This is a genomic window from Streptococcus mitis (assembly GCF_047464945.1).
GTDB lineage: Bacteria > Bacillota > Bacilli > Lactobacillales > Streptococcaceae > Streptococcus > Streptococcus mitis_EA.
The window spans coordinates 38,723-63,006 of sequence record NZ_JASHAX010000009.1 but is presented as its reverse complement, the minus strand read 5'-3'; the positions used below and the strand labels follow the sequence as shown (position 1 = coordinate 63,006).

Genomic DNA, 24,284 nt, shown 5'->3' with positions numbered 1-24,284 from the left:
TAGTCCGTACGGGATTCGAACCCGTGTTACCGCCGTGAAAAGGCGGTGTCTTAACCCCTTGACCAACGGACCAGAGTTGGTGTTTTCAACTCTTACTATTATACCGACTTTTTATTTTTTGTCAACATCTTTTTCTAATTTTTTTCATTTTTTCAAATCGACTTTTTCAACTTATAATAAAAGAGCCAGAACTGAACTGACTCTTTTATTATTTATCAAACTTAGAAGCACGTTCTTCTCCCCACCAATAGGGCATTAGTTCTGCGACTTTAACTGTCTTTCTTGTATTGTAGTCCATCATGAATTCTGCATCTTTATTTTCAGCGTTCAACTACAAGAGAAATTCTCTGCAAGCTCCACAGGGCATACCGGAACTTCCACCATAAGGTGGTTTATCACGAAAGGCTAATACTTTTTTAACCTTAGTTTGTCCTGAAAATTGGTACATATTAAAGAGTGCCGCCCGCTCTGCGCAGAGATGGAAAACACCACAGGTTCCCTCCATACAGAATCCTGTAAATATTTGTCCATCTTCTGCTTCTACTGCAGCTACAACATGATTGGCATAAACAAAGTCTGATACTTCATGTGGATCGTATAGCTTCTGTGCTTCTTCGTACATCTTTTCCCAGATGTCCATTGTTGCATCCTTCTTACTTAGAGATTTCCTTTAACATATTTTCGATATGCTGAATTGATTTTTCACGTCCAAGCAAGAAAATTGTATCTGGTAATTCTGGTCCATGCATTTCACCTGAAACAGCGATACGAATAGGCATGAAAAGATTTTTCCCTTTAATACCTGTTTCTTTTTGGACTGCTTTAATTTGTGGGAAGATATTCTCTGTTACAAATTCATCATCTGTCATCGCTTCAAGTTTTGCTTTGAAGGCTTCAAGAACTGTTGGGACTGTTTCACCTGCCATGACTTCGCGCTCTGCTTCGGTCAATTCTGGGAAATCTGAGAAGAAGAGATCTGTCAATGGGATAATTTCATCGACTGATTTCATTTGTGGTTTATAGAGTTCAACTAATTTTTCAGCCTTGTCAGTCAATCGACCTGCTTCTTCTAGGAATGGTTTTGCCATTTCAAAGATAGTTTCTAGGTCTGCATTCTTGATATAGTCATTGCTCATCCAGTCTAGTTTTTTCTGGTCAAAGGCTGCTGGAGACTTGCTGAGGCGGTTTTCATCGAAAAGTTTAATCAATTCTTCACGAGAGAAAATCTCATCTTCTCCACCTGGGTTCCAACCAAGAAGAGCAATAAAGTTAAAAACTGCTTCTGGTAAATAACCTTTTTTACGGTAGTCTTCGATAAATTGAAGTGTATTAGTATCGCGTTTAGACAATTTTTTCCCAGTTTCAGAGTTGATAATCAAAGTCATGTGACCAAACTCTGGAGCTTCCCAACCAAGTGCTTCATAAACCATGAGCTGTTTTGGTGTATTAGCAATGTGGTCGTCTCCACGGATTACGTGAGAAATTTGCATATCGTGGTCATCGATAACAACGGCAAAGTTGTAAGTTGGGTAACCGTCTTTCTTTTGGATAACCCAGTCACCGCCGATATTGCCACCTTCAAATTCGATATCACCTTTGACCATATCATGCCACTTGTAGATACCTGACTCATTGACAGCCAAACGAACAGTTGGAATGATCCCTGCTGCTTCACGTTCTGCGATGTAAGCTGCTTTTTCTTCTTCACTCATACCAAGGTATTCGTTGATGTAGCGTGGTGTTTCGCCAGCTGCTTCTTGGCGTTCACGTTCAGCTGCTAACTCTTCTTCTGTAACGTAAGATTTGTAGGCTTTTCCTTCAGCTAATAGTTGGTCAATGTATTTTTGATACAAGTCCAAACGCTCAGACTGGCGGTAATTTTCATGTGTTTCTGGACTTTCATCCCAGTCCATACCTAACCAACGAAGGTTTTCAAGCTGTGAACGTTCACCATCCTCGACATGGCGTTTACGGTCAGTATCTTCGATACGGATAATAAAAGTTCCACCATGATGACGTGCGTAAAGGTAGTTGAACAATGCTGTACGGGCATTTCCGATGTGTAGTAGTCCTGTTGGACTTGGTGCGTAACGTACGCGGATATCTTTTGACATAGTTTCTCCTATAAAGTCTCTAGGCGTCTGCCTTTTTGCTCTCTATATTATATCACAAGTCTTGGCTGAGTCCAATTTCTATGGATAAAGAGAGTAAAAAGAGTGGACAAACCACTCTTTTCTTCTATTATAGACGTGCGTTAAGTTCTTTGCTCAATTCTTCAAATCCTGGTTTTCCAAGAAGGGCAAACATGTTACGTTTGTAAGCTTCAACACCTGGTTGGTCAAATGGGTTGATAGCATTCAAGTAACCTGAAAGAGCGATAGCCAATTCGAAGAAGTAGATAGTGTAACCAAGAGTGAAAGCATCTTGCTCTGGAAGAGTCACGTACATGTTTGGTACATCACCATCTGTGTGGGCAAGAAGAACACCATCAGTCGCTTTTTTGTTTACAAAGTCAACATCTTTTCCTTGAAGGTAACCAAGTCCATCAAGGTCTTCTTCCAAGCTAGGGATAATCACGTTTTTACGAGGTTTGTCAACACGGACTACTGTTTCAAACATGATACGAGTTCCTTCTTGGATAAATTGACCAAGTGAGTGCAAGTCAGTTGAGAAGTTGGCTGAAGTTGGGTAGATACCTTTTTGGTCTTTTCCTTCTGATTCACCAGCCAATTGTTTCCACCACTCTGAGAAGTATTGAAGTGATGGCTCGTAGTTTACCAAGATCTCAGTTGCATAACCTTTACGGTAAAGGATGTTACGAACAGCTGCATATTGGTAAGCTTCATTTTCAGAGATTTTATCTGAAGTGTAGTCTTTGCGAGCTGCGTTAGCACCTTCCATAAGGGCTTTGATGTCAGCTCCTGAGGCAGCGATTGGAAGCAAACCAACAGCTGTCAATACTGAGAAGCGTCCACCGATGTCATCTGGAACAACAAATGTTTCCCAACCGTTAGCGTCTGCTTCAACCTTAACAGCACCTTTTTGGCGGTCAGTTGTTGCATAGATACGTTTGTTGGCTTCTTCTTGTCCGTATTTCTTAACCAAAAGTTCTTTGAAGACACGGAAAGCGATAGCTGGTTCAGTTGTTGTACCTGATTTAGAAATTACGTTTACTGAGAAGTCTTTATCAGCTACGTACTCTACCAAGTCAGCAAGGTAAGTAGATGAGATTGAGTTTCCTGCGTAAAGGATTTGTGGAGCCTTACGTTCTTCTTTTGTTTGCAAGTTTGCAAAGTGGTGGTTCAAGAAGTCGATTGCTGCTTTAGCACCAAGGTAAGATCCACCGATACCGATAACAACCAAAACATCGCTGTCTGATTTGATTTGCTCAGCAGCTTTCAAGATACGGTCAAATTCTTCACGGTCGTAGTTTTCAGGAAGGTCCAACCATCCTAAGAAGTCGCTACCAGCACCAGTTCCTTTACGGATCAATTCATCTGCTGCTGTTACTTGTGATTGCATGTATTCCACTTCATGTGGTGCAACAAATTTGTCTAAAACTTTTGAATAATCAAATTTAATATGTGACATGTTATTCCTCCAATATTTCTTCTTTTCTATCATAACGCTTACCTTCGTTTTTTTCAAGTTTTTTTGTCGAATTTCTCCATTTTTTATCAGAATTCAAACGTTTGCGTAAAAATCCCACATTCCAAAAATTTTGAAAAAATAAAATAAAGAACGACCAGATGTCCCAGTCGTTACAGTTCATTCAATAAATACTCAAATAATTCTAAATTGCCATCTTCTTCATTAACCAGAAACTCTGGATGCCACTGCAAACCGATAATGCGGTGCTCATCGATAGACTCAATCGCTTCGATGGTTTGGTCTCTTGGATCAATAGCAGTTACACGGAAATTAGGTGCCAAATCTTTAATGCTTTGACGATGGACGGAGTTGACCTGACTTTCTTTCCCAAATAGCTTAGCCACCACGCTTCCTTCCACTGTCTCAATAGAGTGAGATGTTCCGAAAGGTAGACCTTGCCAATGACCTTCGATTTCTTGATTGAGCGTTCCACCAAAGGCAACATTGACAAGTTGAACACCGCGACAGATTGCCATAATTGGTTTATTCTGACGGAGCGCTTCTTTCAAGAGTGCCAATTCAAACTCATCACGTACTAGATTGTAATCATCACTCTCGATAGTCTTTTTCTCTCCATAAAACTGAGGATGGACATTTTGACCGCCTGTCAAAATAAGCTTGTCAATCATTTCCACATAATCGCGTACAACTGACTCATCACCAACAGGAATAACTAAAGGGAGACCACCGACTTGACGAATGCTCTCTGCAAATCTACAAGATACAGATGAATGAATGTTTTTGCCTTCTGCGTCTACGGGACATAGATTTGCAGCAACTCCTACAACCGTTCTAGCCATGATGTCTCTCCTTTCGAATATTAACCATACTCCTATCATATCACTCAAAATGACTTTCGTCTAATATGTTTTTTTAAAGGCCGTGATAAAAATTTTTTATGGACAAGAAAAAGCTGCCCGAATAGGACAACTTTTTTCTTATTCAAAAACAAATTGATTGTGATAGAGTTCTGAGTAAAATCCACCTAACTTCAAGAGTTCATGGTGGTTACCACGTTCAATGACTTCTCCATCTTTGAGGACAATAATCTGGTCTGCATTGAGGATGGTCTTCAAACGGTGAGCAATGACGAAACTAGTTCTGCCTGCTACAACCGCCTCCATGGCATGCTGAATCTTACTTTCTGTCACCGTATCTACGTTTGAAGTGGCTTCATCGAGAATGAGGACTTCTGGATCTGTCATCAGGGTTCGAGCGATAGAAATCAATTGCTTTTGCCCAGTTGAGAAGATGCTCTGGTCATCATCTATAAGAGTATCGTATTTATCAGGTAAGCTTTCGATGTAGTCGTGGATATGGGTTGCCTTGGCTGCTGCCTCAACCATTTCTTGACTAGCAGCTGGCACACCAAAACGGATATTGTCTCGAATTGTTCCGCTAAACAAGACCGAATCTTGCAAAACAATTCCCACCTTGCTTCTGAGACTATCTAAATCATAGTCACGAATGTCTTTGCCGTCAAAATAAATATCACCAGCATCAACATCATAAAAGCGATTGATGAGGTTCATAATAGTCGTTTTCCCTGACCCTGTCGGCCCAACAACCGCTGTCATCTGGCCTTTCGGAGCGGAAATGCTGACATCTTTCAAAATAGGTTTATCAGGCAAGTATGAAAAATCAATATGACTAATTTCAACACCTTCTTGCAACTTAGTGAAGATTGGAGCCTTTTCAGGTCGGATTTCTTCCTCTGCATCAAACATTTCCTGAATCCGTTCAGCACCTGTAAAGGCCAACTGAAGGCTTCCCCAACTAGCCGCAACTTGGATAATAGGCTGGTAGTACTGCTGTGAAAATTGGGCAAACATAACAATCAAACCTAGGGCTGTACTTGTTTCAATAGCCTTATCATTCAAAAGTACAGCTGAACCAGCAAAGATGACGATGGCTGTATTAACCAGACTCATCCCATTCATGACAGGGAAAAGAATTCCTGAGAACATTCTTCCTTTAAAGGTTGCCTTGCGCACGCGCTCATTTTGTTCAAGAAACCCTGCCATCATATCCTCTTGAATACCTTGCACAATGACAGCTTTTTGGCCTGAAATACTCTCGTCCATATAGGCGTTGAGCTTCCCTACCTCTTTTTGCTGGATGTTGGTGTATTTGCGTGCCATTTTTACAATAAAAATCAGCATAAGAAAGGCCACTGGTGTGCTGGCAATGGTGATGAGGGCCAGCGTCACATTTCTCGAAAACATGACAAGAATCAGACCGATATATAAAACAATATTGCTCATAACCTGAACCAAGCTTTCGTTAAAGGCTTGGAGGATATTATCCAAATCACTGGTAAAACGAGACAGGATATCTCCATCTTGTCGGCGGTCAAAGAATGAAACCGTCAATCGCGCAAGCTTCCCAAATAGGCCTTTGCGCATCTCGTTGGTCGATTCTGCAATCACGCGCGTCATGAGGCACATGTATATGACACTGGAGATAAATAGAACCAAAACCAGCAGACCAAGATTGACCATGATTCCTGATAGACTCTGCCAAACAAGTTCTGGATTGCCATCTTGATAAGCTTGAACTAAATTAGCTAGCTGCGTCACTGCTTGTCCAGAAAAGACCGGAAAGAGGGCTTGGGCAAGAGTTGCCAGAACAATCATCAGGATAACAACTACAAATGATAGCTTATAGACTTTAAAATAATTCCAAAAAAATTGAACTGTCTTCATTTTACTCCTCCTTTCCTTTCTGTGTTTCGTAGATTTCACGGTAAACAGCATTGTTGGCAACCAAGTCTGCATGCGTACCTTGACCAATCAATCGTCCTTGATCTAGAACCAAGATTTTATCTGCATGAACAACCGAGCTAATCTTTTGCGCGATGATAATGGTTGTTGTTCCCTTCAAGTCCTTATTCAAGGCTTCTTGAACCAGGCGCTCTGACTTAGCATCCAAGGCCGAGGTCGAATCGTCAAAAATCAGAATACGTGGATTACTGACAATCCCACGCGCAATCGACATCCTTTGTTTTTGCCCACCAGAGAAGTTGGTTCCCCGTTCCTCAACTGGACTTTCAAAGGTTTTCTCCATACGATGAATGAATTCACTAGCTTGGGCAATATTGGCTGCTCGCTCCATTTCAAATAGAGTAGCATCTCCCTTACCCTGTCTCAAGTTATCTGCAATCGTTCCACTAAAGAGAATGGCACGTTGGAGAACGATAGAAACTGTTTTACGCAGGGTCCCTTCACTCACTTCTCGAATATCCTTGCCTCCGATTTTGATGGCTCCTTTCTGTGGGTCAAAGAGACGTGGAATTAATTGAGCCAAGGTTGATTTTCCTGCACCAGTCGCTCCAACGACACCAACCATTTGACCAGGTTCAATAGTAAAGCTCACATCTTTCAGCATCGGTTCCTTGTCCATTGGATAGGTAAAGGTCACATTTTCAAAGCTAAGACTTCCGACCAACTCTTCATCTGGGACATCCTTGAAGGTCATGGCTGGCTCTGCGTCCAGAATTTCTCGAATACGACGCATGGAAATCATAGCACGACTGACAGAATTTCCCAAAAATCCAACCATAACAATGGTAAAAATAATCTGGCTTAGGTAATTGACAAAGGAAGCAATGGAGCCAACAACTGACGGATCCGACTGAACCATCCCAGCAACTAGCCAAATAGAGAGAAATACCGCCCCATAACCGACCAACATCATGAAAGGTTCCACTACTGAAAAGGCATAACCGATGTAAAGATTTTGACCAAGAAGCTCGTCTGAAACCTCCGTAAACTTAGCAAATTGCTCTTTTTCTTGGACAAAGGACTTGACCACACGAACGCCACGCAAATTTTCCTTGGCAATGGCATTGATGCGTTCAAGCAGGGTTTGAAACTTGACAAAACGAGGACCCATCATCCCCATCATGACAGCAGTCAAGGCAAAAATCAAGATGACCATGAGAACAATCACCCACCACAGAGAAGGTAAGGTTTGAACCGCCAGGATAAACGAACCGATGAACAAGAGGGGAAGTCTGAAAAGAATTTGGAAGGTCATCATGACGACGTTCTGAATCTGGTTGATATCATTTGTCATTCGAACGACTAGATTTCCCGCATTAAATTGTTCAATATTGGCATAAGAAAAGGTCTGGATTTTACGGAAGGCGTCCTCCCGAAGGTCAGCTGAAACTCCTTGGGCAATATAGGCTGCAAGGACAACATTGAGCCCACCAGCAACCAGACCGACCAAGGCCACACCAATCAACCAAGCCCCTATGCTATAAATAGCTTCATATTTTCCAGCAAGGAGGGCGTCTAACACTTCCTGCAGATAACGCGGTTGCAGAAGTGAACTAGCAACCATCAAGCCCGTCATCAGGAGCGAAGCCAAGGCCTGCCACTTGTAAGTTTTTATTTTCTGAATCAGCATACTTTCTCCTTAAAAAATAGACAAAAGGGAGCGACAATGCGTCAGCTCCTTCTCATTCTGTTTGTGTGATGTTATTCTAGCAAAAAAGTGAAGGATTGTCAAAGAAGTCTCCTTGATACAGCTAGAATGACAAGTAATTTTCTCTTTATAGTTTCTGTTTTAACTCGACCAAGACATTCATAGCCTGCATAGGTGTCATGTTGTAAATGTCCAATTTAGCTAATTCTGCTAGAATAGGGTTTTCTTCTGCCGTATCAAAGAGTGAAATCTGTTCAGTGACGGCACTTGTTTGTCTCATGGGAGCAGGACTTTCTGTCCCTTGATTCTCTAACTGAGTCAAAATCTTATCCGCCCTTGCTAAAAGGTCTGCTGGCAAGCCAGCAATCTTTGCAACATGAATACCATAGGATTTATCAGCTGGACCTGGTTCAATCTTGTGAAGGAAGGTGACCTGCCCATCCTGCTCCAAAGTTGCCACGTGGACATTAACCAAGTGTTGTAAACTAGACTCCAGACTAGTCAACTCATGGTAGTGGGTCGCAAAGAGGGTCTTAGCTCCGATGCGCTCATGGATATATTCGATGATAGACTGAGCAAGAGCCATCCCGTCATAAGTTGCAGTTCCACGTCCCAATTCATCAAAGAGAATCAAGGAATTTTTGGTCGCATGCGAAATGGCATTGTTGGCCTCCATCATCTCCACCATAAAGGTTGACTGACCTGAAACCAAGTCATCTGCTGCTCCGATACGGGTAAAGATTGCATCAAAAATCGGTAAATAGGCGCTTTCTGCTGGCACATAAGACCCCATCTGGGCCATAACCGCCGTCATAGCCAGCTGGCGCATGTAGGTAGACTTCCCACTCATGTTTGGCCCTGTAATCAGTTGGATACTGGTATCTTCTGCCATCTGAATCGTATTTGGAATATAGGTCTGAGCCCCCATAACCTTTTCAACGACAGCATGGCGCCCTTTCTGGATATCAATTCGCGAATCATCTCCGAATTCAGGTCGAATCAAATGCTGGGTTTCGGCCACAACTGCTAGACTTTGCAGGACATCAACTGTCGCTATGCCTTGAGCTAAAGCCTGCAAACGCTGGATATACTTGCTGACCTCTTCACGAATACGCATAAAAATTTCGTACTCTAGGTTAGCAGACTTCTCACGTGCCTCCAACATGTCGCCTTCGATACGAGCTAATTCCTCGGTACCGAAGCGTTCTGAGTTTTTCAGCGTCGCCTTGCGGAAAAAATGGGCTGGCACATTTCCCAGTTGCGAATTGGTCACATGGAAATAGTAGCCATCCTTTTTATTGTAGTCAATCTTAAGCGTGCTGATACCAGAGTTTTCGCGTTCCTTAGCCTCAATCTCAGCAATCCAACCAGTCCCTTCTCTGAGAACGCGACGGTACTTGTCTAAAGTCTCATCAAATCCAGTGCGGATAATACCACCTTCCGTAATCACATGAGGAGCTTCAGGAGCAATCGCTGCGCTAATCAAGCTCTCCAACTCAGGGATTCCATCCAGTTGTTCGATGAGATAGGCTAGAGCAGGTTGCTCCATTCCTTCTAAAATCGCACGAATCCTTGGCACACTGGACAAGGTGGTCGCCAACTGCAAGAGATCCTTGGGATTGGTTTTGCCAAAAGAAACACGACTAGCCAAGCGCTCAATGTCATAAACACCCTTGAGACTGTCTGTCAAATCACTACGCTCAAAGAAATGGTCGAGAAATACCTGCACCACTTCTTGGCGTTGGATGATTCGTTCCTTATCAATCAAAGGACGATGAATCCAAGAACGCAAGAGTCGCATCCCCATAGCCGTTTTGGTTTCATCCAAAAGCCAGAAAAGACTGCCTTGCTTCTTACCTGAACGGGCATTCTCAACCAAATCCAGACTAGCCTTGGTCGCATAATCCATCTGCAAGAAATCCTTGATTTCATATCGGATAACAGGTTTGAGGTGGTTCAATTCCCTCATTTGAGTCCGATGAATATACTGGAGCAGCTTACTAGATGCCGCTTGCTCCACAGATGCCAATCGTGAATCCAGTAAATGAAGGTCTTCAAAGCCTTCTTTTTCATAGGAAAGTACCAGATTCATCTGACGACTAAGGATTTGTTCCTCTTCCTCAGACAAGTCATAGCCCAGCACCACTTCTCGCGCCTTTAGATTACGGATTTCCCCACAAACCAGCGTGAAATCCAAAAGACCTGTCACATAAAAGTCACCCGTCACCAGGTCCATATAAGCTAAGCCAAATTGATTGCCATCTCGATCTATAGCAACCAAGAAGTTGTTCTGACTGTCTGGCTTACTGCTATCGACCACTGTCCCTGGCGTAATGACCTGAACAACCTCTCGTTTCACAACTCCAACTGCTTGTTTAGGATCTTCCATCTGCTCTGCAATGGCTACCTTGTAGCCCTGCTCAATCAAGACATCGATATACTGTTGTGCAGAATGATAGGGAACACCCGCCATAGGAATCGGATTGTCGGCATTCTTGTTGCGACTCGTTAAGGAAATTTCCAGAATCTGCGCAGCATTGACCGCATCCTCATAAAATAATTCATAAAAATCACCCATACGAAAGAGCAAAAAAGCATCTGGATATTGCTTTTTAATATCCACATACTGTTGCATGCCGGGTGATAGCTTTTCTGTCGCCATTTTCCGTCTCTCCTTGTCAAAAATAAGTCTTGAGAGCAACTCCCAAGACCTTACTTATCTTTCATCAAATCTAGCAAACGATCTTCCATGAGTTTGGCAACGTGCTGGTCTCGACAAATGACCAATAAGGTATTGGCACCAGCAACTGTTCCTAAAATCCATTCATCCTTGTTTGCATCTACAATATTTGCCAAAACAGAGGCTTCGCCCAATTTGGTATGAAGCACCAAGGTAAACTCTGCTCTTGCAACGCCTTCTAAATGATGAGACAAAAATTCCACCAAATCAATCTTTTCTGTCTCATTTGCTAGTACATAATACACCATATCATTTTTCTTGACCTTGGTCAAGCCGATTTCGCGCAAATCACGAGACAGGGTTGTCTGCGTCACAAAAACATTGTGCGCCTCCAACCGATCTTGAATTTCTTTTTGTGTACTTAATTTCTCCTCAGTAATCATTTTTTTTATTAACTGATGACGATCTCTTTTTCTCATAAAATCCTCTTATGTGAATATTTATAACTATTTTTATAACTATATTATACCAAAAAAATAGGAGATTTCAAAAATTTTTTCTTCTTTCTTTAAAATTGTGATAAAATAGTAGAAAAGTCCAAAAAGGAGCTCTTAATGAATACAAAAGAATTGATTGCTAGCGAATTGGCTAGCGTCATTGATAGCCTAGACCAAGAGGCTATTTTAAATTTACTGGAAACCCCTAAAAACTCAGAAATGGGAGACATTGCTTTCCCTGCTTTTTCTCTTGCAAAAGTCGAACGTAAAGCACCTCAAATGATTGCGGCTGAACTGGCTGAAAAAATTAATAGCCAAGCCTTTGAAAAGGTTGTTGCAACAGGACCTTACGTTAACTTTTTCCTTGATAAATCTGCCATTTCTGCTCAAGTGTTGCAAGCGGTTATCACTGAAAAAGAACATTATGCTGATCAACATATTGGTAAACAAGAAAATGTTGTTATCGATATGTCTAGTCCCAATATCGCTAAACCATTCTCTATTGGTCATCTGCGCTCAACTGTTATCGGAGATAGCTTGTCACATATTTTCCAAAAAATCGGTTATCAAACAGTTAAGGTCAACCATTTGGGAGACTGGGGTAAACAGTTTGGGATGTTGATTGTTGCCTACAAAAAATGGGGTGACGAAGAAGCTGTAAAAGCTCATCCAATCGACGAACTTCTTAAACTCTATGTCCGCATCAACGCTGAAGCTGAAAATGACCCTAGCTTGGATGAAGAAGCACGCGAATGGTTCCGTAAGCTTGAAAATGGAGACGAGGAAGCTCTCGCTCTTTGGAAATGGTTCCGTGATGAAAGTTTGGTGGAATTTAACCGTCTTTACAATGAATTGCAAGTCGAATTTGACAGCTACAACGGAGAAGCCTTCTACAACGATAAGATGGATGCAGTTGTAGACATTCTTTCTGAAAAAGGCCTTCTTGTTGAATCAGAAGGTGCCCAAGTTGTGAATCTTGAGAAATATGGAATTGAACATCCAGCCCTTATCAAAAAATCTGATGGTGCAACTCTCTACATCACACGTGACTTGGCTGCAGCTCTTTACCGTAAAAACGAATACCAATTTGCTAAATCTATCTACGTTGTTGGTCAAGAACAATCTGCCCACTTTAAACAGCTCAAAGCTGTCTTGCAAGAAATGGGCTACGACTGGAGTGAAGACATTACTCACGTTCCTTTTGGTTTGGTTACAAAAGAAGGGAAAAAACTCTCTACTCGTAAAGGGAATGTCATCTTGCTAGAGCCTACTGTTGCAGAGGCTGTTAGTCGCGCCAAAGCCCAAATCGAGGCTAAAAATCCTGAACTAGAAAACAAAGACCAAGTAGCACATGCTGTTGGGGTCGGAGCTATTAAATTCTATGACCTCAAGACTGACCGTACAAATGGATACGACTTCGACCTAGAGGCTATGGTATCCTTCGAGGGGGAAACTGGACCTTATGTTCAATACGCCTACGCTCGTATCCAATCTATCTTACGTAAAGCAGACTTCAAACCAGAAACAGCCGGCAACTATAGCTTGAATGATGTTGAAAGCTGGGAAATCATCAAACTCATCCAAGATTTCCCACGTATTATCAACCGTGCGGCGGATAACTTTGAACCTTCTATCATTGCTAAATTTGCAATTAGTCTGGCTCAAGCCTTTAACAAATACTATGCACATACACGTATCTTGGATGAAAGCCCAGAACGCGACAGCCGTCTAGCCCTCAGCTACGCAACCGCAGTCGTTCTCAAAGAAGCCCTTCGCTTGCTTGGAGTAGAAGCACCTGAGAAGATGTGATTCAGTACTAACAATTGGAACTAAAGTTCCTAATTGTTAGACGCTAGCCGCTTTTATGCGAACTAGCTAACTGCTTCACTAGTAAAGAAACATAAATATTGTCGATTTATGTTTCTTTACGTCGTAACCAATACGAATTGTCTAAACGCTTCACTAATTCACCAAACCAAATAATATCGATTTGGTTTGGTTCATGTCGTAATCTTCAAGTTACTTGATTGTAAAGCAATTTAAGTAACCAACGCTAAATCCTATCAGGTATTTGGCTAGGCGCTTCACTAGTTTCAGGACATAAATATGATCGATTTATGTTCCAGAACGTCGTAACTAGAGACACTTGCCTAAACGCTTTACTAATTCACCAAACCAAATAATATCGATTTGGTTTGGTTCATGTTGTAATATTTTAAATTACTTGATTGCAAAGAAATCTAAGTAACTTACACTAAAGCCTATACAGGCTTTGGTTTAGAGGCCTGTCAAAAATCTTATCAAGTTTTGCTAACTTGCTCTGCTACTTTGAATTGACTAATTCAATCTACTCACTACTACTTCTTTATCATACAGGGAGATATTCTATGAGCCAATATGCTTATATCCTCGTTGTGATTAGCTTGGTTTTCCTTTTTCTGCTCAATAAGTACGAGAAGGAGAGACTTCAAAGGCTCTACCAAGAACAACTTTTGAAGGATGAAACATTTAGGGCTGACATCAAAGAAAAAATTCAAACTACTGAAAACATCAATGATGTCATTGCATATATCAATAAAACTTACCATCTGGGAATGTTGCTATCAAAAGACATTACAGATCAATTGAAATAAAACGAGCCATTCTTTAAGGAATATCAAAACCGAGACTGAGAGTTTAATACTTAGACTCGGTTTTTGTATGTTTTGCAAGCAACAAAGCTACCACTTCCCCCAGCAATGCAAGTGCAAAATCCCCTAGAATGTGATAAAATAAAAGAGAGAACTCTATCAAGGAGGAAAACATGAAAAAACAAACCGTCGCCGTCTTGGGGCCTGGTTCTTGGGGAACTGCCCTTTCACAAGTCTTAAATGACAATGGACACGAGGTACGTATTTGGGGAAATATTCCCGAGCAAATTAATGAAATTAATACCTATCATACTAACAAGCACTACTTTAAAGATGTCGTTCTAGATGAAAATATCATTGCCTACACCGACTTAGCAGAGGCATTAAAAGATGTAGATGCGATTTTGTTTGTTGTCCCAACAAAAGTGACACGACTTGTTGCCCAACAAGTTGCAAAAACCTTGGACCATAAGGCTATCATCATGCACGCTTCAAAGGGATTAGAGCCTGATAGCCATAAACGATTATCAACCATCCTTGAAGAAGAGATTCCTGAACAGCTCCGCAGTGATATCGTCGTTGTCTCAGGGCCTAGTCATGCAGAAGAGACCATTGTACGTGACCTGACTTTAATCACTGCTGCTTCTAAAGATTTACAAACAGCTCAATACGTTCAAGAACTCTTTAGTAATCACTACTTCCGACTTTATACCAATACGGATGTTATTGGAGTTGAAACTGCTGGTGCTCTTAAAAATATTATTGCTGTCGGTGCCGGAGCTTTACATGGTCTGGGATTTGGTGACAATGCCAAGGCAGCCATCATCGCTCGAGGCTTGGCTGAAATTACTCGCCTAGGGGTAGCACTCGGGGCCAGTCCATTAACCTATAGTGGCTTGTCTGGTGTAGGAGACTTGATCGTAACGGGAACCTCCATCCACTCTCGTAACTGGAGAGCTGGAGATGCCCTTGGTCGGGGAGAATCCCTAGCTGATATCGAAGCCAATATGGGCATGGTAATCGAAGGAATTTCAACGACCCGAGCAGCCTATGAACTAGCGCAAGAACTTGGAGTCTATATGCCGATTACGCAGGCCATTTATCAAGTTATCTACCACGGAACCAATATCAAAGATGCCATTTATGACATCATGAACAATGAATTTAAAGCAGAAAATGAGTGGTCTTGACACTCTATAGAAAGGATTCTTATGACATCAAAAGTTAGAAAGGCAGTCATCCCTGCCGCTGGACTTGGAACTCGATTTTTACCAGCAACCAAGGCCCTTGCCAAAGAAATGTTGCCAATTGTAGACAAACCAACTATCCAGTTTATCGTGGAAGAGGCTCTCAAATCAGGTATTGAAGATATTCTAGTTGTCACTGGTAAATCAAAACGTTCTATTGAGGACCACTTTGATTCAAATTTTGAGCTTGAGTACAACCTCAAAGAAAAAGGTAAAACAGATCTGTTAAAATTGGTAGATGAAGCAACTGGCATGCGCCTCCATTTCATTCGCCAAACTCACCCTCGCGGTCTTGGAGACGCTGTCCTACAAGCCAAAGCTTTTGTAGGGAATGAGCCCTTCGTTGTTATGCTGGGTGATGACCTTATGGACATCACAAATGAGAATGCCGTTCCTTTGACAAAACAACTGATGAATGATTACGAAAAGACACACGCATCAACCATTGCTGTCATGCCTGTACCACACGAAGACGTTTCATCATACGGGGTTATCGCTCCTCAGGGTGAAGGAAGTAATGGACTCTATAGCGTTGAAACTTTCGTAGAAAAACCAGCTCCCGAAGATGCACCAAGTGATTTGGCAATCATCGGTCGCTATCTACTCACACCTGAAATTTTTGATATCTTAGAAAATCAAACTCCTGGTGCTGGAAATGAAATCCAGCTTACCGATGCTATCGATACGCTTAATAAAACACAGCGTGTTTTTGCCCGTGAATTTACAGGAGCTCGTTACGACGTTGGGGATAAGTTTGGCTTTATGAAAACATCTATTGACTACGCCCTCAAGCACCCACAAGTCAAAGATGCCTTGAAAAATTACCTCATCCAACTTGGAAAAGGATTGGCTGAGAAGGAATAACATAAAAAAGATAAGGTTCAAAAAATTCCTTATCTTTTTTTATTACACAAATTTTCATCCCATTCCCTTGTAGAGAAGTAAGACTGCGAGTCCTACGAACAACACTAACGCTACCAATCTCTGACTAGAGCTATACATCCGTCTTTCACCTCGGACTGGAAATATAACTGCTAGAAATGCGCCACCAACTGCACCTCCGATATGACCTGCTAGACTGATTCCTGGAATCAGAACACTTCCAATAATGTTAACCACAAAAAGTGTCAGATAGGATTGCCCCAACTGCTGGATATAAGGATTACGCGTAGCATAGCGAAGAATGATAATCGCGGCAAATAGCCCATAAAGAGAAGTAGAGGCTCCTGCTGCTAAGGATTTAGGACTAAACTCAAAAACAAAGAGATTACCCATCATTCCTGATAAGAGATAAAGAAAGAAAAACTGCTTGGATCCGAAAATCTCCTCTACCTGCCTTCCAAGATAATAAAGCGAAAGCATATTGACAATGAAATGCTCCCACCCAATATGAACAAAAATAGCAGAGAAGAGACGCCAAATCTGCTCAGGAAAGAGGCGAATGGCAGGCCCGTACATGGCTCCAAATCGAAATAGGGTATCTGCCCTGTAAAAGTTTCCTCCTGTGGTCACCAACATTAGTATAAATACCAAGGCCGTCACTAAGAGGAAGAAACTCGTCACAGGGTAACGCCTATCAAAGATTTCTTTCATCAATCAGTACCTCCTGAACAGGAATATCATGATTTTCAGGGCTAAAGTCCTGAATTTGACAAGGATATATCGTACTCAAAGTATGACCAGTAATATGTTTCAGATAGCGATCATAATAACCTCCACCGTATCCTATCCGATATCCTTTCGTCGTAAAAACCAAGCCAGGAACATGAATCAAATCAATCTGAGAGGCATCCACTACTTCCAAATCTCCCTGTGGTTCCAGTAATCCAAAGGAAGTTTTTACCAACTGCTGTGGATCATAGACCACAAAGTCCATGCGCCCCTTGGGATAGGTTTTGGGTATTAGAACCTTCTTGCCGTCCTTCAGTGCCTGCTCAATCAGTTCCTGCGTTTGAAACTCATGAGGAAAAGAGAGGTAAGTTGCGATTGTCTTGGCTTCTTGGTAAAAGGGGTGTTGTAAAAATCGCTCAGTTAAAGCTAGATCCAAAGTAACTTTTTGAGTTCGAGGGATAGCCTTCATTTCTTGCAAGACTTGCTTACGTAATTCCGATTTCATAGATAAGCCCTCTACTCTGCTGCTTTCTTTTTCAGGAAACTAGAGACCGCATCCACCCCAATGGCTAAGGCTTCTTCCTTGGGACTCATCTGAGGGTGATGAAGGGCGTAGGGACTATCGATACCTAGCCAGAACATAACGCCATCTACCTTCGAAAGGAGATAACCAAAGTCTTCACCTGTCATAGCAGGTTCGATATCAATCAACTCAATTCCGTCTTTTTCTTCAAAGAAATCCATCAGTTCACGCGCCAAGACTGGATTGTTCTCAACAGGCAGGTAACCACCTTGCTTGAGTTCCACTTCGACTTCCATACCAAAGGCAGCTGCAACTCCTTCTGCAACTGTTTTGACCCGCTTTTGCACCAAGAGACTCATGTCCTGTGTCAAGGCCCGAATAGTTCCATGCAAAAAGGCTGTATCTGTGATAACATTGTTGGTTGTTCCAGCTTGGAAAACTCCAAAGGTCACCACCGCTCCCTCGATTGGGTTGACATTGCGACTGACAACTGACTGCACCTGGGTCACAAAGTAACTAGCCGCCACCAAGGCGTCATTAGCTTCATGTGGAAAAGCTGCGTGGCCACCTTTGCCTTTGAAACGGATCTTCACCTCGCAAGTCCCTGCAAAGAGTGTATGAGTATTGGTCGCAATCTGGCCGACTTTTAAATCTGGACGGACATGGAGGCCATAAAACTGGTCTGGCAACCAGTCTCCAAAAGCGCCATCCTCATACATGAGCATGCCACCAGCTTCATTTTCTTCAGCAGGCTGAAATAGGAACAGTAGATTATTCTTGGGTTGCTCCTCAAGGGCGCGCTCAAGACAGCCCAAAGCAATGGTCATGTGGAAATCATGGCCACAAGCGTGCATACGACCTTGGTGATGGGAAGCGAAAGGAAGGCCTGTTTGTTCGACGATAGGCAGGCCATCAATATCTGTTCTCCAACCAATGGTCCGCTCTGGCTGACTTCCCTGCAAATAAACCAAAATCCCTGTCCGCCAAGTACGAACTTGAACAAAATTCTTGCCCGCAGTCAATTTCTCAATCACATCTAGCAAATAAGCATGAGTCTTGAACTCCTCCAAGCCAATCTCTGGAATCTGGTGCAAATCTCGTCTAGTCTGAATCAAATCTAACATCTATCTTTCCTCCTATATAGCAGAAAGAGGCTGGAAAAGGGTCCCGCCTCTATTTTTCTTTTAGAATTACAAGGTGCGAAGCGCATCCTCTAGCGCTGTTTTTTGTTGGGTTTGGGCATCAATCTCTTTGATAATGCGAGCTGGAACACCTGCTACCACCACGTTTTCTGGGACATCTTGTGTAACAATAGCTCCTGCTGCAACAACTGAACCACTACCGATTTGGACTCCTTCGATGACCACTGCATTGGCACCGATAAGAACATTGTCTCCTACACGGACTGGTTCTGCGCTAGCTGGCTCAATCACACCTGCAAGAACGGCACCTGCACCAACGTGACTGTTTTTCCCAACGATAGCACGACCACCAAGGATAGCCCCCATGTCAATCATAGTTCCTGCCCCGATTTCAGCACCGATATTGATAACTGCTCCCATCATGATAACAGCATTGTCACCAATTTCAACCTGATCACGGATAATAGCACCTGGCTCGATACGAGCGTTGATAGCACGTTTGTCTAGCAAGGGAACTGCAGAATTACGAGCATCTTGCTCAACAACATAGTCTTGATTTTCTACCAAACCATCGAGAAGCGGAGCCACGTCCTTCCAATCTCCGAATAGGACATTCCCTAGTTTGACAACAGAGCTTGGTACAGCAGTTGCGAGTTCTCCCTCAAAGGTTACTTTAACACTGGTTTTCTTTTCAGCATTGGCGATAAATTGGATAATTTCTTGAGCGTTCATTTTTGTGGCAGTCATAGGCGCCTCCTAGTTCATTTTAATGATACCTATTCTACCAAAAAAGGCCTCAAATTTGAAGCCTTTTTGTTTGTTTTTAGGTATGATTTTTAGGGATGTGAGATAAAACGTGCTGTCGGTAAAAGCAAGCCCCTACCGATACAACCTAAAAACACTCTTCACAACTATCTCCCCGTGTTTTATTGACTATTCTAGTATAGCACACTTTTAGAATTAAGAAAAGACTTTTTATTTACTTTCTTTCGCTTCTTCTATCGATAGGAAAATCATGGGTAAAATAATCAGGGCCATAGCTAGAAGAAGGGACCAATCCACTACCAATCCTAAGAACAAAACACTCAAGAGAGCAGAAGAGAGAGGTTCACTGGCACTGATAACGGAAACCACCAAAGGAGAAACCAAGGACACAGCCTTCATGGAAATGAAAAAAGCAAAAGCCGTTCCAAAGAAAGCGATAATGAGGCAAATCAAGATACTCCAAATATCAAGAGTAAAGGAAAGCTGATAAATCGGAGAGAGGACATTGCTAAATAAACCGGCCAAAATCATCCCCCACCCAACCGTGGGTACAAAACCATAGCGCTTCGCAAAAGGCTGAGGCAAGATAACATTAAACATGACCCCCATGGCACTCAGCAAACCCGTCACAAGTGCTAGCGGTGTCATGGATAACTGAGAGAGATCCCCCTTTGTCGCCATCAGGCAAACACCCAGCATGGCAATCAAAACATAGAAAATAGCGCTTTTTGACGCTCGTTTTTGATAAACCAAGCGATTGTAAAAGAGGATAAAGACAGGACTGATAAACTGTAAAATAGTCGCTGTCGCTGCATTTGAGTATTCTACACAGAGATAGAAAAAATACTGGACTGAGAAAATTCCCAAAATAGCATAGGCCAAAAAGGGCAGGTAATTTTTCTTATCTCGCCAAATATCTAGCACTTGCAATTTTAATTGCATTGCTGACCAAATAAGCACAAGACTCCCTGCCAGTGTCAAACGCATAGAGGTAATCCAACCAGAAGACACCTGATAATGAGTAAAGAAATACTCTCCTAGAATCCCACAGATTCCCCATATCAAGCCGGATAGAAGCGAATAAATGGTTCCTTTAACAATCTTTTTCTGATACTGATTCATACCTTTATTGTAACACGAAAGGAAAAAAGAAAAAAGTGGCAATCCATTGATTAGCCACTTCATTTAGAAAAGTTTAAAGGACTTATCGTCTCGTCCTTGAAGAGGGTCGTGTAGCACTTGAGTTGCTACTGTCGCTAGAGCTACTACTTGAACTGCTGGAGCTTGATGGAGTTGGTAGACTCCCCACGATGCTAGACCAAGCATTCTGATAATCCGCATCACTTCCACCAATAGCAAAGCGATAGCTTGTCGTTGGCGCCCCTGCCTTATTAGCCCAATAGCTGGTAACAGTCGAACCTGTGACCTCTACCTCTTTTCCTTCAACAGAAACCTTCCCTGGTTTTTGACCTGTTGATTTCAAGACTTCGGATTTTACGACACTAGGATCTAAAGCGAAGCGCTCGTTCCCCAAAATGCTTGGGGAGGCTTGCTGAATCGCATTTACCAGATGAGCCATGTAATTAGAGTTATTAGAATAACCTGCTCTACGTGACAATGAATGATTATCATCATGCCCAATCCATCCACCTAGAGTTAATCTAGGTGTCGAAAGCATGAGCCACATATTTTCGTCTTGGTTGGTTGTACCAGTCTTCCCAATCCAATCTGCATTAGCTAAAGTAGGATTTAAAGAAGTCAGATTCGTCTTGAAGGTTGTTGTCACACGAGAGGATAGAACTTCTCGCAACAAGCCTTGCATAATTGTCGCAGTAGCTTTTGAATAGACTTGAACCGGTTTATCCTGATACTCATACACCACTCTACCATCTGCTGCTTCAATTTTAGAAATTACATGTTTCTGATGATAAACTCCGTTATTTGCCAAGGTCTGATAGCCATTGGTATGCTGGGCAACTGTGACTTCAATACCACCACCCATTGGCAGGCTCTCAATATCGTACTCAGGAATCTCGTAGCCCATCTTTTCCATATAACCCTTGACATCAACACCCTTTTCACGGAGCATACGATAGGTCCAGTAAGCTGGGATATTCCATGAATAGTTCAAGGCTTCTCCCAAGGTCATCATTCCTGTCCCCTTGCTATTAGCATACATAATCGGGTTGCCATTGGCAAAGTTTGTTGGATAGTTAGACAGAATCGTCTCACTTCCCATCAAGCCCTGGTCAATAGCGATCCCGTAGGCCAGCAAGGGCTTGGTAGTAGAAGCTGGTGAGCGCTTGGTGTCAAAGGCATGATTGTTTTGATTTTCTTGATAATTACGACCACCTACAAAGCCTAGAATAGCACCTGTTTGGTTGTCCATCAAGACATTCCCTACTTCTACACGACCTGTTCCATCGTCTAAAAGATAGCCATAGTCAGCAACCGCACTTTGCATGGCAGAATGAATTTTCTGGTCTATGGTAGTAGTAATCTTATAACCACCATTTTCAATTTCTTTGGCTGCCAAATCACGATAAAACTTCTGAGTTGCCTCATTTTTCAACTCCTTAGCGGAGACATTGTCTCTCTGAGCTAGATAGTCATACATACGTTCTTGAGCTTCTGCCAAAGTTGTAAAGTATAAATAGTCTCGTGAAATTCCTGTGACCGTGCCCGATGGTAAAAAGTCCTGTTTAAGGTCATAATCCTTGTACTGAGAATACTCGTCCTTGCTTAAGGCACCTGTGCGATACATACTGTAAAGAACTGCCTTAGCCCGTCTTAAGCCAATTTCTAGGTCTTCATCATTCTTCAACTCCCCAGTATTTTCATAAGGAGAGTAAGTAATGGGACTCTGTGGAAGTCCTGCTAAAAATGCTGCTTGAGGAACCGTCAACTGACTCGCATCTACACCGAAAATCCCCTCGGCTGCCTGCTGAGCTCCTGCAATATTCTGCCCCTTATTATTTCGCCCAAACGGAGCCACATTGAGATAGGTCGTTAAAATCTCGTCTTTATTCATGGCGCGTTCCAAGGCAAGAGCATCCACAATCTCTGTCGCCTTACGAGCCAAGGTCGGCGCATCCCCAACCACCTGCTGTTTAATTAGTTGCTGGGTCAAGGTTGAACCCCCACTTGAGGAACCCAAACCTACAAATTTCCCCAAGGTCGCACGAATCACCGCCTTGGGCACTACACCCTTATGTTCTTTAAAGTGTTCATCTTCCGTCGCAATGATAGCCTTCTTCAGATTTTCCGAAATTTGCTCAGATGAGATAGAAGTGCGCAACAAGTCACTCTCTATGGAAGCAATCACCGTCCCATCCGCATAGGTAATCTCTGAAATAGAAGAGATGTCCTTGACCTGATGTACCAATTCTTCTGTCTGAGGCACCCGAACCTTGTCAAACAAGGCTACTCCGTACCCCAAAGCAATCCCAGCTACCAACATTCCTCCTAGAAAACCGAGCACAAAGAGCAAGTTAAATAAAGCTTTTATACTCAGTAAAATAGCTGGAAAAATGGCTGGCTTCTCTAAGGATTTAGATTTTTGGACACTTGAGCCTTTCTTGCCAGGGCTAGCTAATTTTTTATTTTTTTGTTTTTGCTGGAAAAATTCCAGCATTTTTCGTTTTAATTCATTTACTTGATTTTGCATGGATTTCCTCACTCTATCTATTATACCACAAAAGGGAAACTTTCAATAAAATAGCCACTTTCTTCCCTATTCTGCTAGGCTATTGCCCAAGTTTGTGATACAATAGTTAAAAACAATAATTTTAAAAAGGAGAAAAGACACATGCACATTTTTGATGAGCTAAAAGAGCGTGGTTTGATTTTTCAAACGACTGATGAAGAAGCTTTGCGTAAAGCCCTAGAAGAAGGTCAAGTTTCTTATTATACTGGCTACGATCCAACTGCTGACAGCCTTCACCTAGGCCACCTTGTCGCAATCTTGACAAGTCGTCGCTTGCAACTAGCAGGTCACAAACCTTATGCGCTCGTTGGCGGTGCTACAGGTCTCATCGGAGATCCGTCCTTCAAAGATGCTGAACGTAGTCTCCAAACAAAAGACACAGTAGATGGCTGGGTCAAGTCTATCCAAGGACAACTTTCTCGTTTTCTTGACTTTGAAAATGGTGAAAATAAAGCTGTCATGGTCAACAACTACGACTGGTTTGGCAGCATCAGCTTCATTGATTTCCTCCGTGATATCGGAAAATACTTTACTGTCAACTACATGATGAGCAAGGAGTCTGTGAAAAAACGGATTGAAACAGGAATTTCATACACTGAGTTTGCCTACCAAATCATGCAAGGGTACGACTTCTTCGTCCTTAACCAAGACCACAACGTAACACTACAAATCGGTGGTTCTGACCAGTGGGGAAATATGACAGCTGGTACTGAATTGCTTCGCCGTAAGGCTGACAAGACTGGTCACGTTATCACTGTTCCATTGATTACAGACGCAACTGGTAAGAAATTTGGTAAATCAGAAGGGAATGCTATTTGGCTCAACCCTGAAAAGACTTCTCCATACGAAATGTACCAATTCTGGATGAATGTTATGGACGCTGACGCTGTTCGCTTCTTGAAGATCTTTACTTTCTTGTCACTTGATGAGATTGAAGACATCCGTAAACAATTTGAAGCAGCTCCACACGAACGCTTGGCACAAAAAGTCTTGGCTCGTGAAGTCGTTACACTCGTTCACGGTGAAGAAGCATACAAAGAAGCCCTCAACATCACTGAGCAACTCTTTGCAGGAAACATCAAAAACCTTTCTGTCAAAGAGCTCAAACAAGGACTTCGTGGTGTACCAAACTACCAAGTTCAGGCAGACGAAAACCACAATATCGTGGAACTGCTCGTCTCATCTGGTGTAGTTAACTCAAAACGCCAAGCCCGTGAAGACGTCCAAAACGGAGCTATCTACGTCAACGGCGACCGCATCCAAGACCTTGACTATGTCTTGAGTGACGCAGATAAGTTAGAGAACGAACTGACTGTTATTCGTCGTGGGAAGAAAAAATACTTTGTATTGACTTACTAAACTGTTCAACATTTACCTATAAAAAAGGAGTTAACCTCGAGA

At 42.4% G+C, this 24,284-nt stretch carries 18 protein-coding genes, 1 tRNA gene and 1 pseudogene; 5 read left to right on the top strand and 15 right to left on the bottom strand.

All coding sequences use genetic code 11. The annotated features are described in order from the left end of the window. The 9 genes and pseudogenes from QM424_RS08845 to argR form a co-directional block, all read right to left on the bottom strand. Positions 1–72 (bottom strand) — tRNA-Glu (locus tag QM424_RS08845). 136 nt (positions 73–208) lie between these two features. Further along, positions 209–640 (bottom strand): annotated as a pseudogene (locus tag QM424_RS08840) (cytidine deaminase family protein). Between the two features lie 13 nt (positions 641–653). After that, complete coding sequence (gene gltX, locus QM424_RS08835) at positions 654–2,114, bottom strand: glutamate--tRNA ligase (RefSeq protein WP_000031054.1); 1,461 nt, start codon at positions 2,112–2,114, stop codon at positions 654–656. Between the two features lie 127 nt (positions 2,115–2,241). Further along, positions 2,242–3,591, bottom strand: coding sequence for a glucose-6-phosphate isomerase (locus tag QM424_RS08830; RefSeq protein ID WP_000018268.1), 1,350 nt, complete (start codon positions 3,589–3,591; stop codon positions 2,242–2,244). 170 nt (positions 3,592–3,761) lie between these two features. Next, positions 3,762–4,451, bottom strand: a complete 690-nt coding sequence (locus QM424_RS08825) for a gamma-glutamyl-gamma-aminobutyrate hydrolase family protein (protein ID WP_000124770.1) — start codon at positions 4,449–4,451, stop codon at positions 3,762–3,764. Between the two features lie 138 nt (positions 4,452–4,589). Then, positions 4,590–6,356 carry a multidrug efflux ABC transporter subunit PatB gene (gene patB, locus QM424_RS08820; protein ID WP_054367905.1) on the bottom strand — a complete coding sequence of 589 codons (1,767 nt, stop codon included), beginning with the start codon at positions 6,354–6,356 and terminating at the stop codon, positions 4,590–4,592. Between the two features lies 1 nt (position 6,357). Further along, positions 6,358–8,064 (bottom strand): multidrug efflux ABC transporter subunit PatA, encoded by a 1,707-nt coding sequence (patA, locus tag QM424_RS08815; RefSeq protein ID WP_414394292.1) that lies wholly within the window; start codon positions 8,062–8,064, stop codon positions 6,358–6,360. Between the two features lie 145 nt (positions 8,065–8,209). Then, positions 8,210–10,744 carry a DNA mismatch repair protein MutS gene (mutS, locus tag QM424_RS08810; RefSeq protein ID WP_414394290.1) on the bottom strand — a complete coding sequence of 845 codons (2,535 nt, stop codon included), beginning with the start codon at positions 10,742–10,744 and terminating at the stop codon, positions 8,210–8,212. A 50-nt stretch (positions 10,745–10,794) separates the two neighbouring features. Further along, complete coding sequence (argR, locus tag QM424_RS08805) at positions 10,795–11,241, bottom strand: arginine repressor (RefSeq protein WP_001231476.1); 447 nt, start codon at positions 11,239–11,241, stop codon at positions 10,795–10,797. 135 nt (positions 11,242–11,376) lie between these two features. On the opposite strand from argR, the gene argS reads away from it, so the two are divergent. From argS to galU, 4 genes are all read left to right on the top strand, one after another. Then, the gene (argS, locus tag QM424_RS08800) at positions 11,377–13,068 is read left to right on the top strand and encodes an arginine--tRNA ligase (protein WP_414394288.1); all 1,692 of its coding nucleotides are present in this window, start codon (positions 11,377–11,379) and stop codon (positions 13,066–13,068) included. Between the two features lie 578 nt (positions 13,069–13,646). Beyond that, entirely contained in the window at positions 13,647–13,892 is a 246-nt protein-coding gene (locus tag QM424_RS08795) for a hypothetical protein (protein WP_000084861.1), read from the top strand. Positions 13,893–14,062: 170 nt separating this feature from the next. Then, entirely contained in the window at positions 14,063–15,079 is a 1,017-nt protein-coding gene (locus QM424_RS08790) for an NAD(P)H-dependent glycerol-3-phosphate dehydrogenase (RefSeq protein ID WP_414394286.1), read from the top strand. Between the two features lie 21 nt (positions 15,080–15,100). After that, positions 15,101–16,000 carry a UTP--glucose-1-phosphate uridylyltransferase GalU gene (gene galU, locus QM424_RS08785; RefSeq protein ID WP_414394283.1) on the top strand — a complete coding sequence of 300 codons (900 nt, stop codon included), beginning with the start codon at positions 15,101–15,103 and terminating at the stop codon, positions 15,998–16,000. A 54-nt stretch (positions 16,001–16,054) separates the two neighbouring features. Here the strand turns inward: galU and QM424_RS08780 are convergent, their stop codons facing one another. The 6 genes from QM424_RS08780 to pbp1b form a co-directional block, all read right to left on the bottom strand. Continuing rightward, positions 16,055–16,729, bottom strand: coding sequence for a rhomboid family intramembrane serine protease (locus QM424_RS08780; RefSeq protein WP_414394281.1), 675 nt, complete (start codon positions 16,727–16,729; stop codon positions 16,055–16,057). Beyond that, positions 16,713–17,252 carry a 5-formyltetrahydrofolate cyclo-ligase gene (locus QM424_RS08775; RefSeq protein WP_261275714.1) on the bottom strand — a complete coding sequence of 180 codons (540 nt, stop codon included), beginning with the start codon at positions 17,250–17,252 and terminating at the stop codon, positions 16,713–16,715. Before QM424_RS08775 ends, QM424_RS08780 begins: the two co-directional genes overlap by 17 nt. 11 nt (positions 17,253–17,263) lie before the next feature. Beyond that, complete coding sequence (locus tag QM424_RS08770) at positions 17,264–18,394, bottom strand: N-acetyldiaminopimelate deacetylase (RefSeq protein WP_414394279.1); 1,131 nt, start codon at positions 18,392–18,394, stop codon at positions 17,264–17,266. Between the two features lie 66 nt (positions 18,395–18,460). Further along, a complete protein-coding gene (gene dapD, locus QM424_RS08765) occupies positions 18,461–19,159 on the bottom strand; it encodes a 2,3,4,5-tetrahydropyridine-2,6-dicarboxylate N-acetyltransferase (protein WP_000127443.1) in 699 nt (232 codons plus the stop codon). A 228-nt stretch (positions 19,160–19,387) separates the two neighbouring features. Further along, positions 19,388–20,299: a DMT family transporter gene (locus tag QM424_RS08760; RefSeq protein ID WP_414394276.1), complete on the bottom strand. Its 912-nt coding sequence runs from the start codon at positions 20,297–20,299 to the stop codon at positions 19,388–19,390. 82 nt (positions 20,300–20,381) lie between these two features. Further along, positions 20,382–22,844, bottom strand: a complete 2,463-nt coding sequence (gene pbp1b / locus QM424_RS08755) for a penicillin-binding protein PBP1B (RefSeq protein WP_414394274.1) — start codon at positions 22,842–22,844, stop codon at positions 20,382–20,384. A gap of 141 nt (positions 22,845–22,985) precedes the next feature. On the opposite strand from pbp1b, the gene tyrS reads away from it, so the two are divergent. Then, the gene (gene tyrS, locus QM424_RS08750; protein ID WP_414394272.1) at positions 22,986–24,242 is read left to right on the top strand and encodes a tyrosine--tRNA ligase; all 1,257 of its coding nucleotides are present in this window, start codon (positions 22,986–22,988) and stop codon (positions 24,240–24,242) included. The last annotated feature ends 42 nt before the right edge of the window (positions 24,243–24,284 follow it).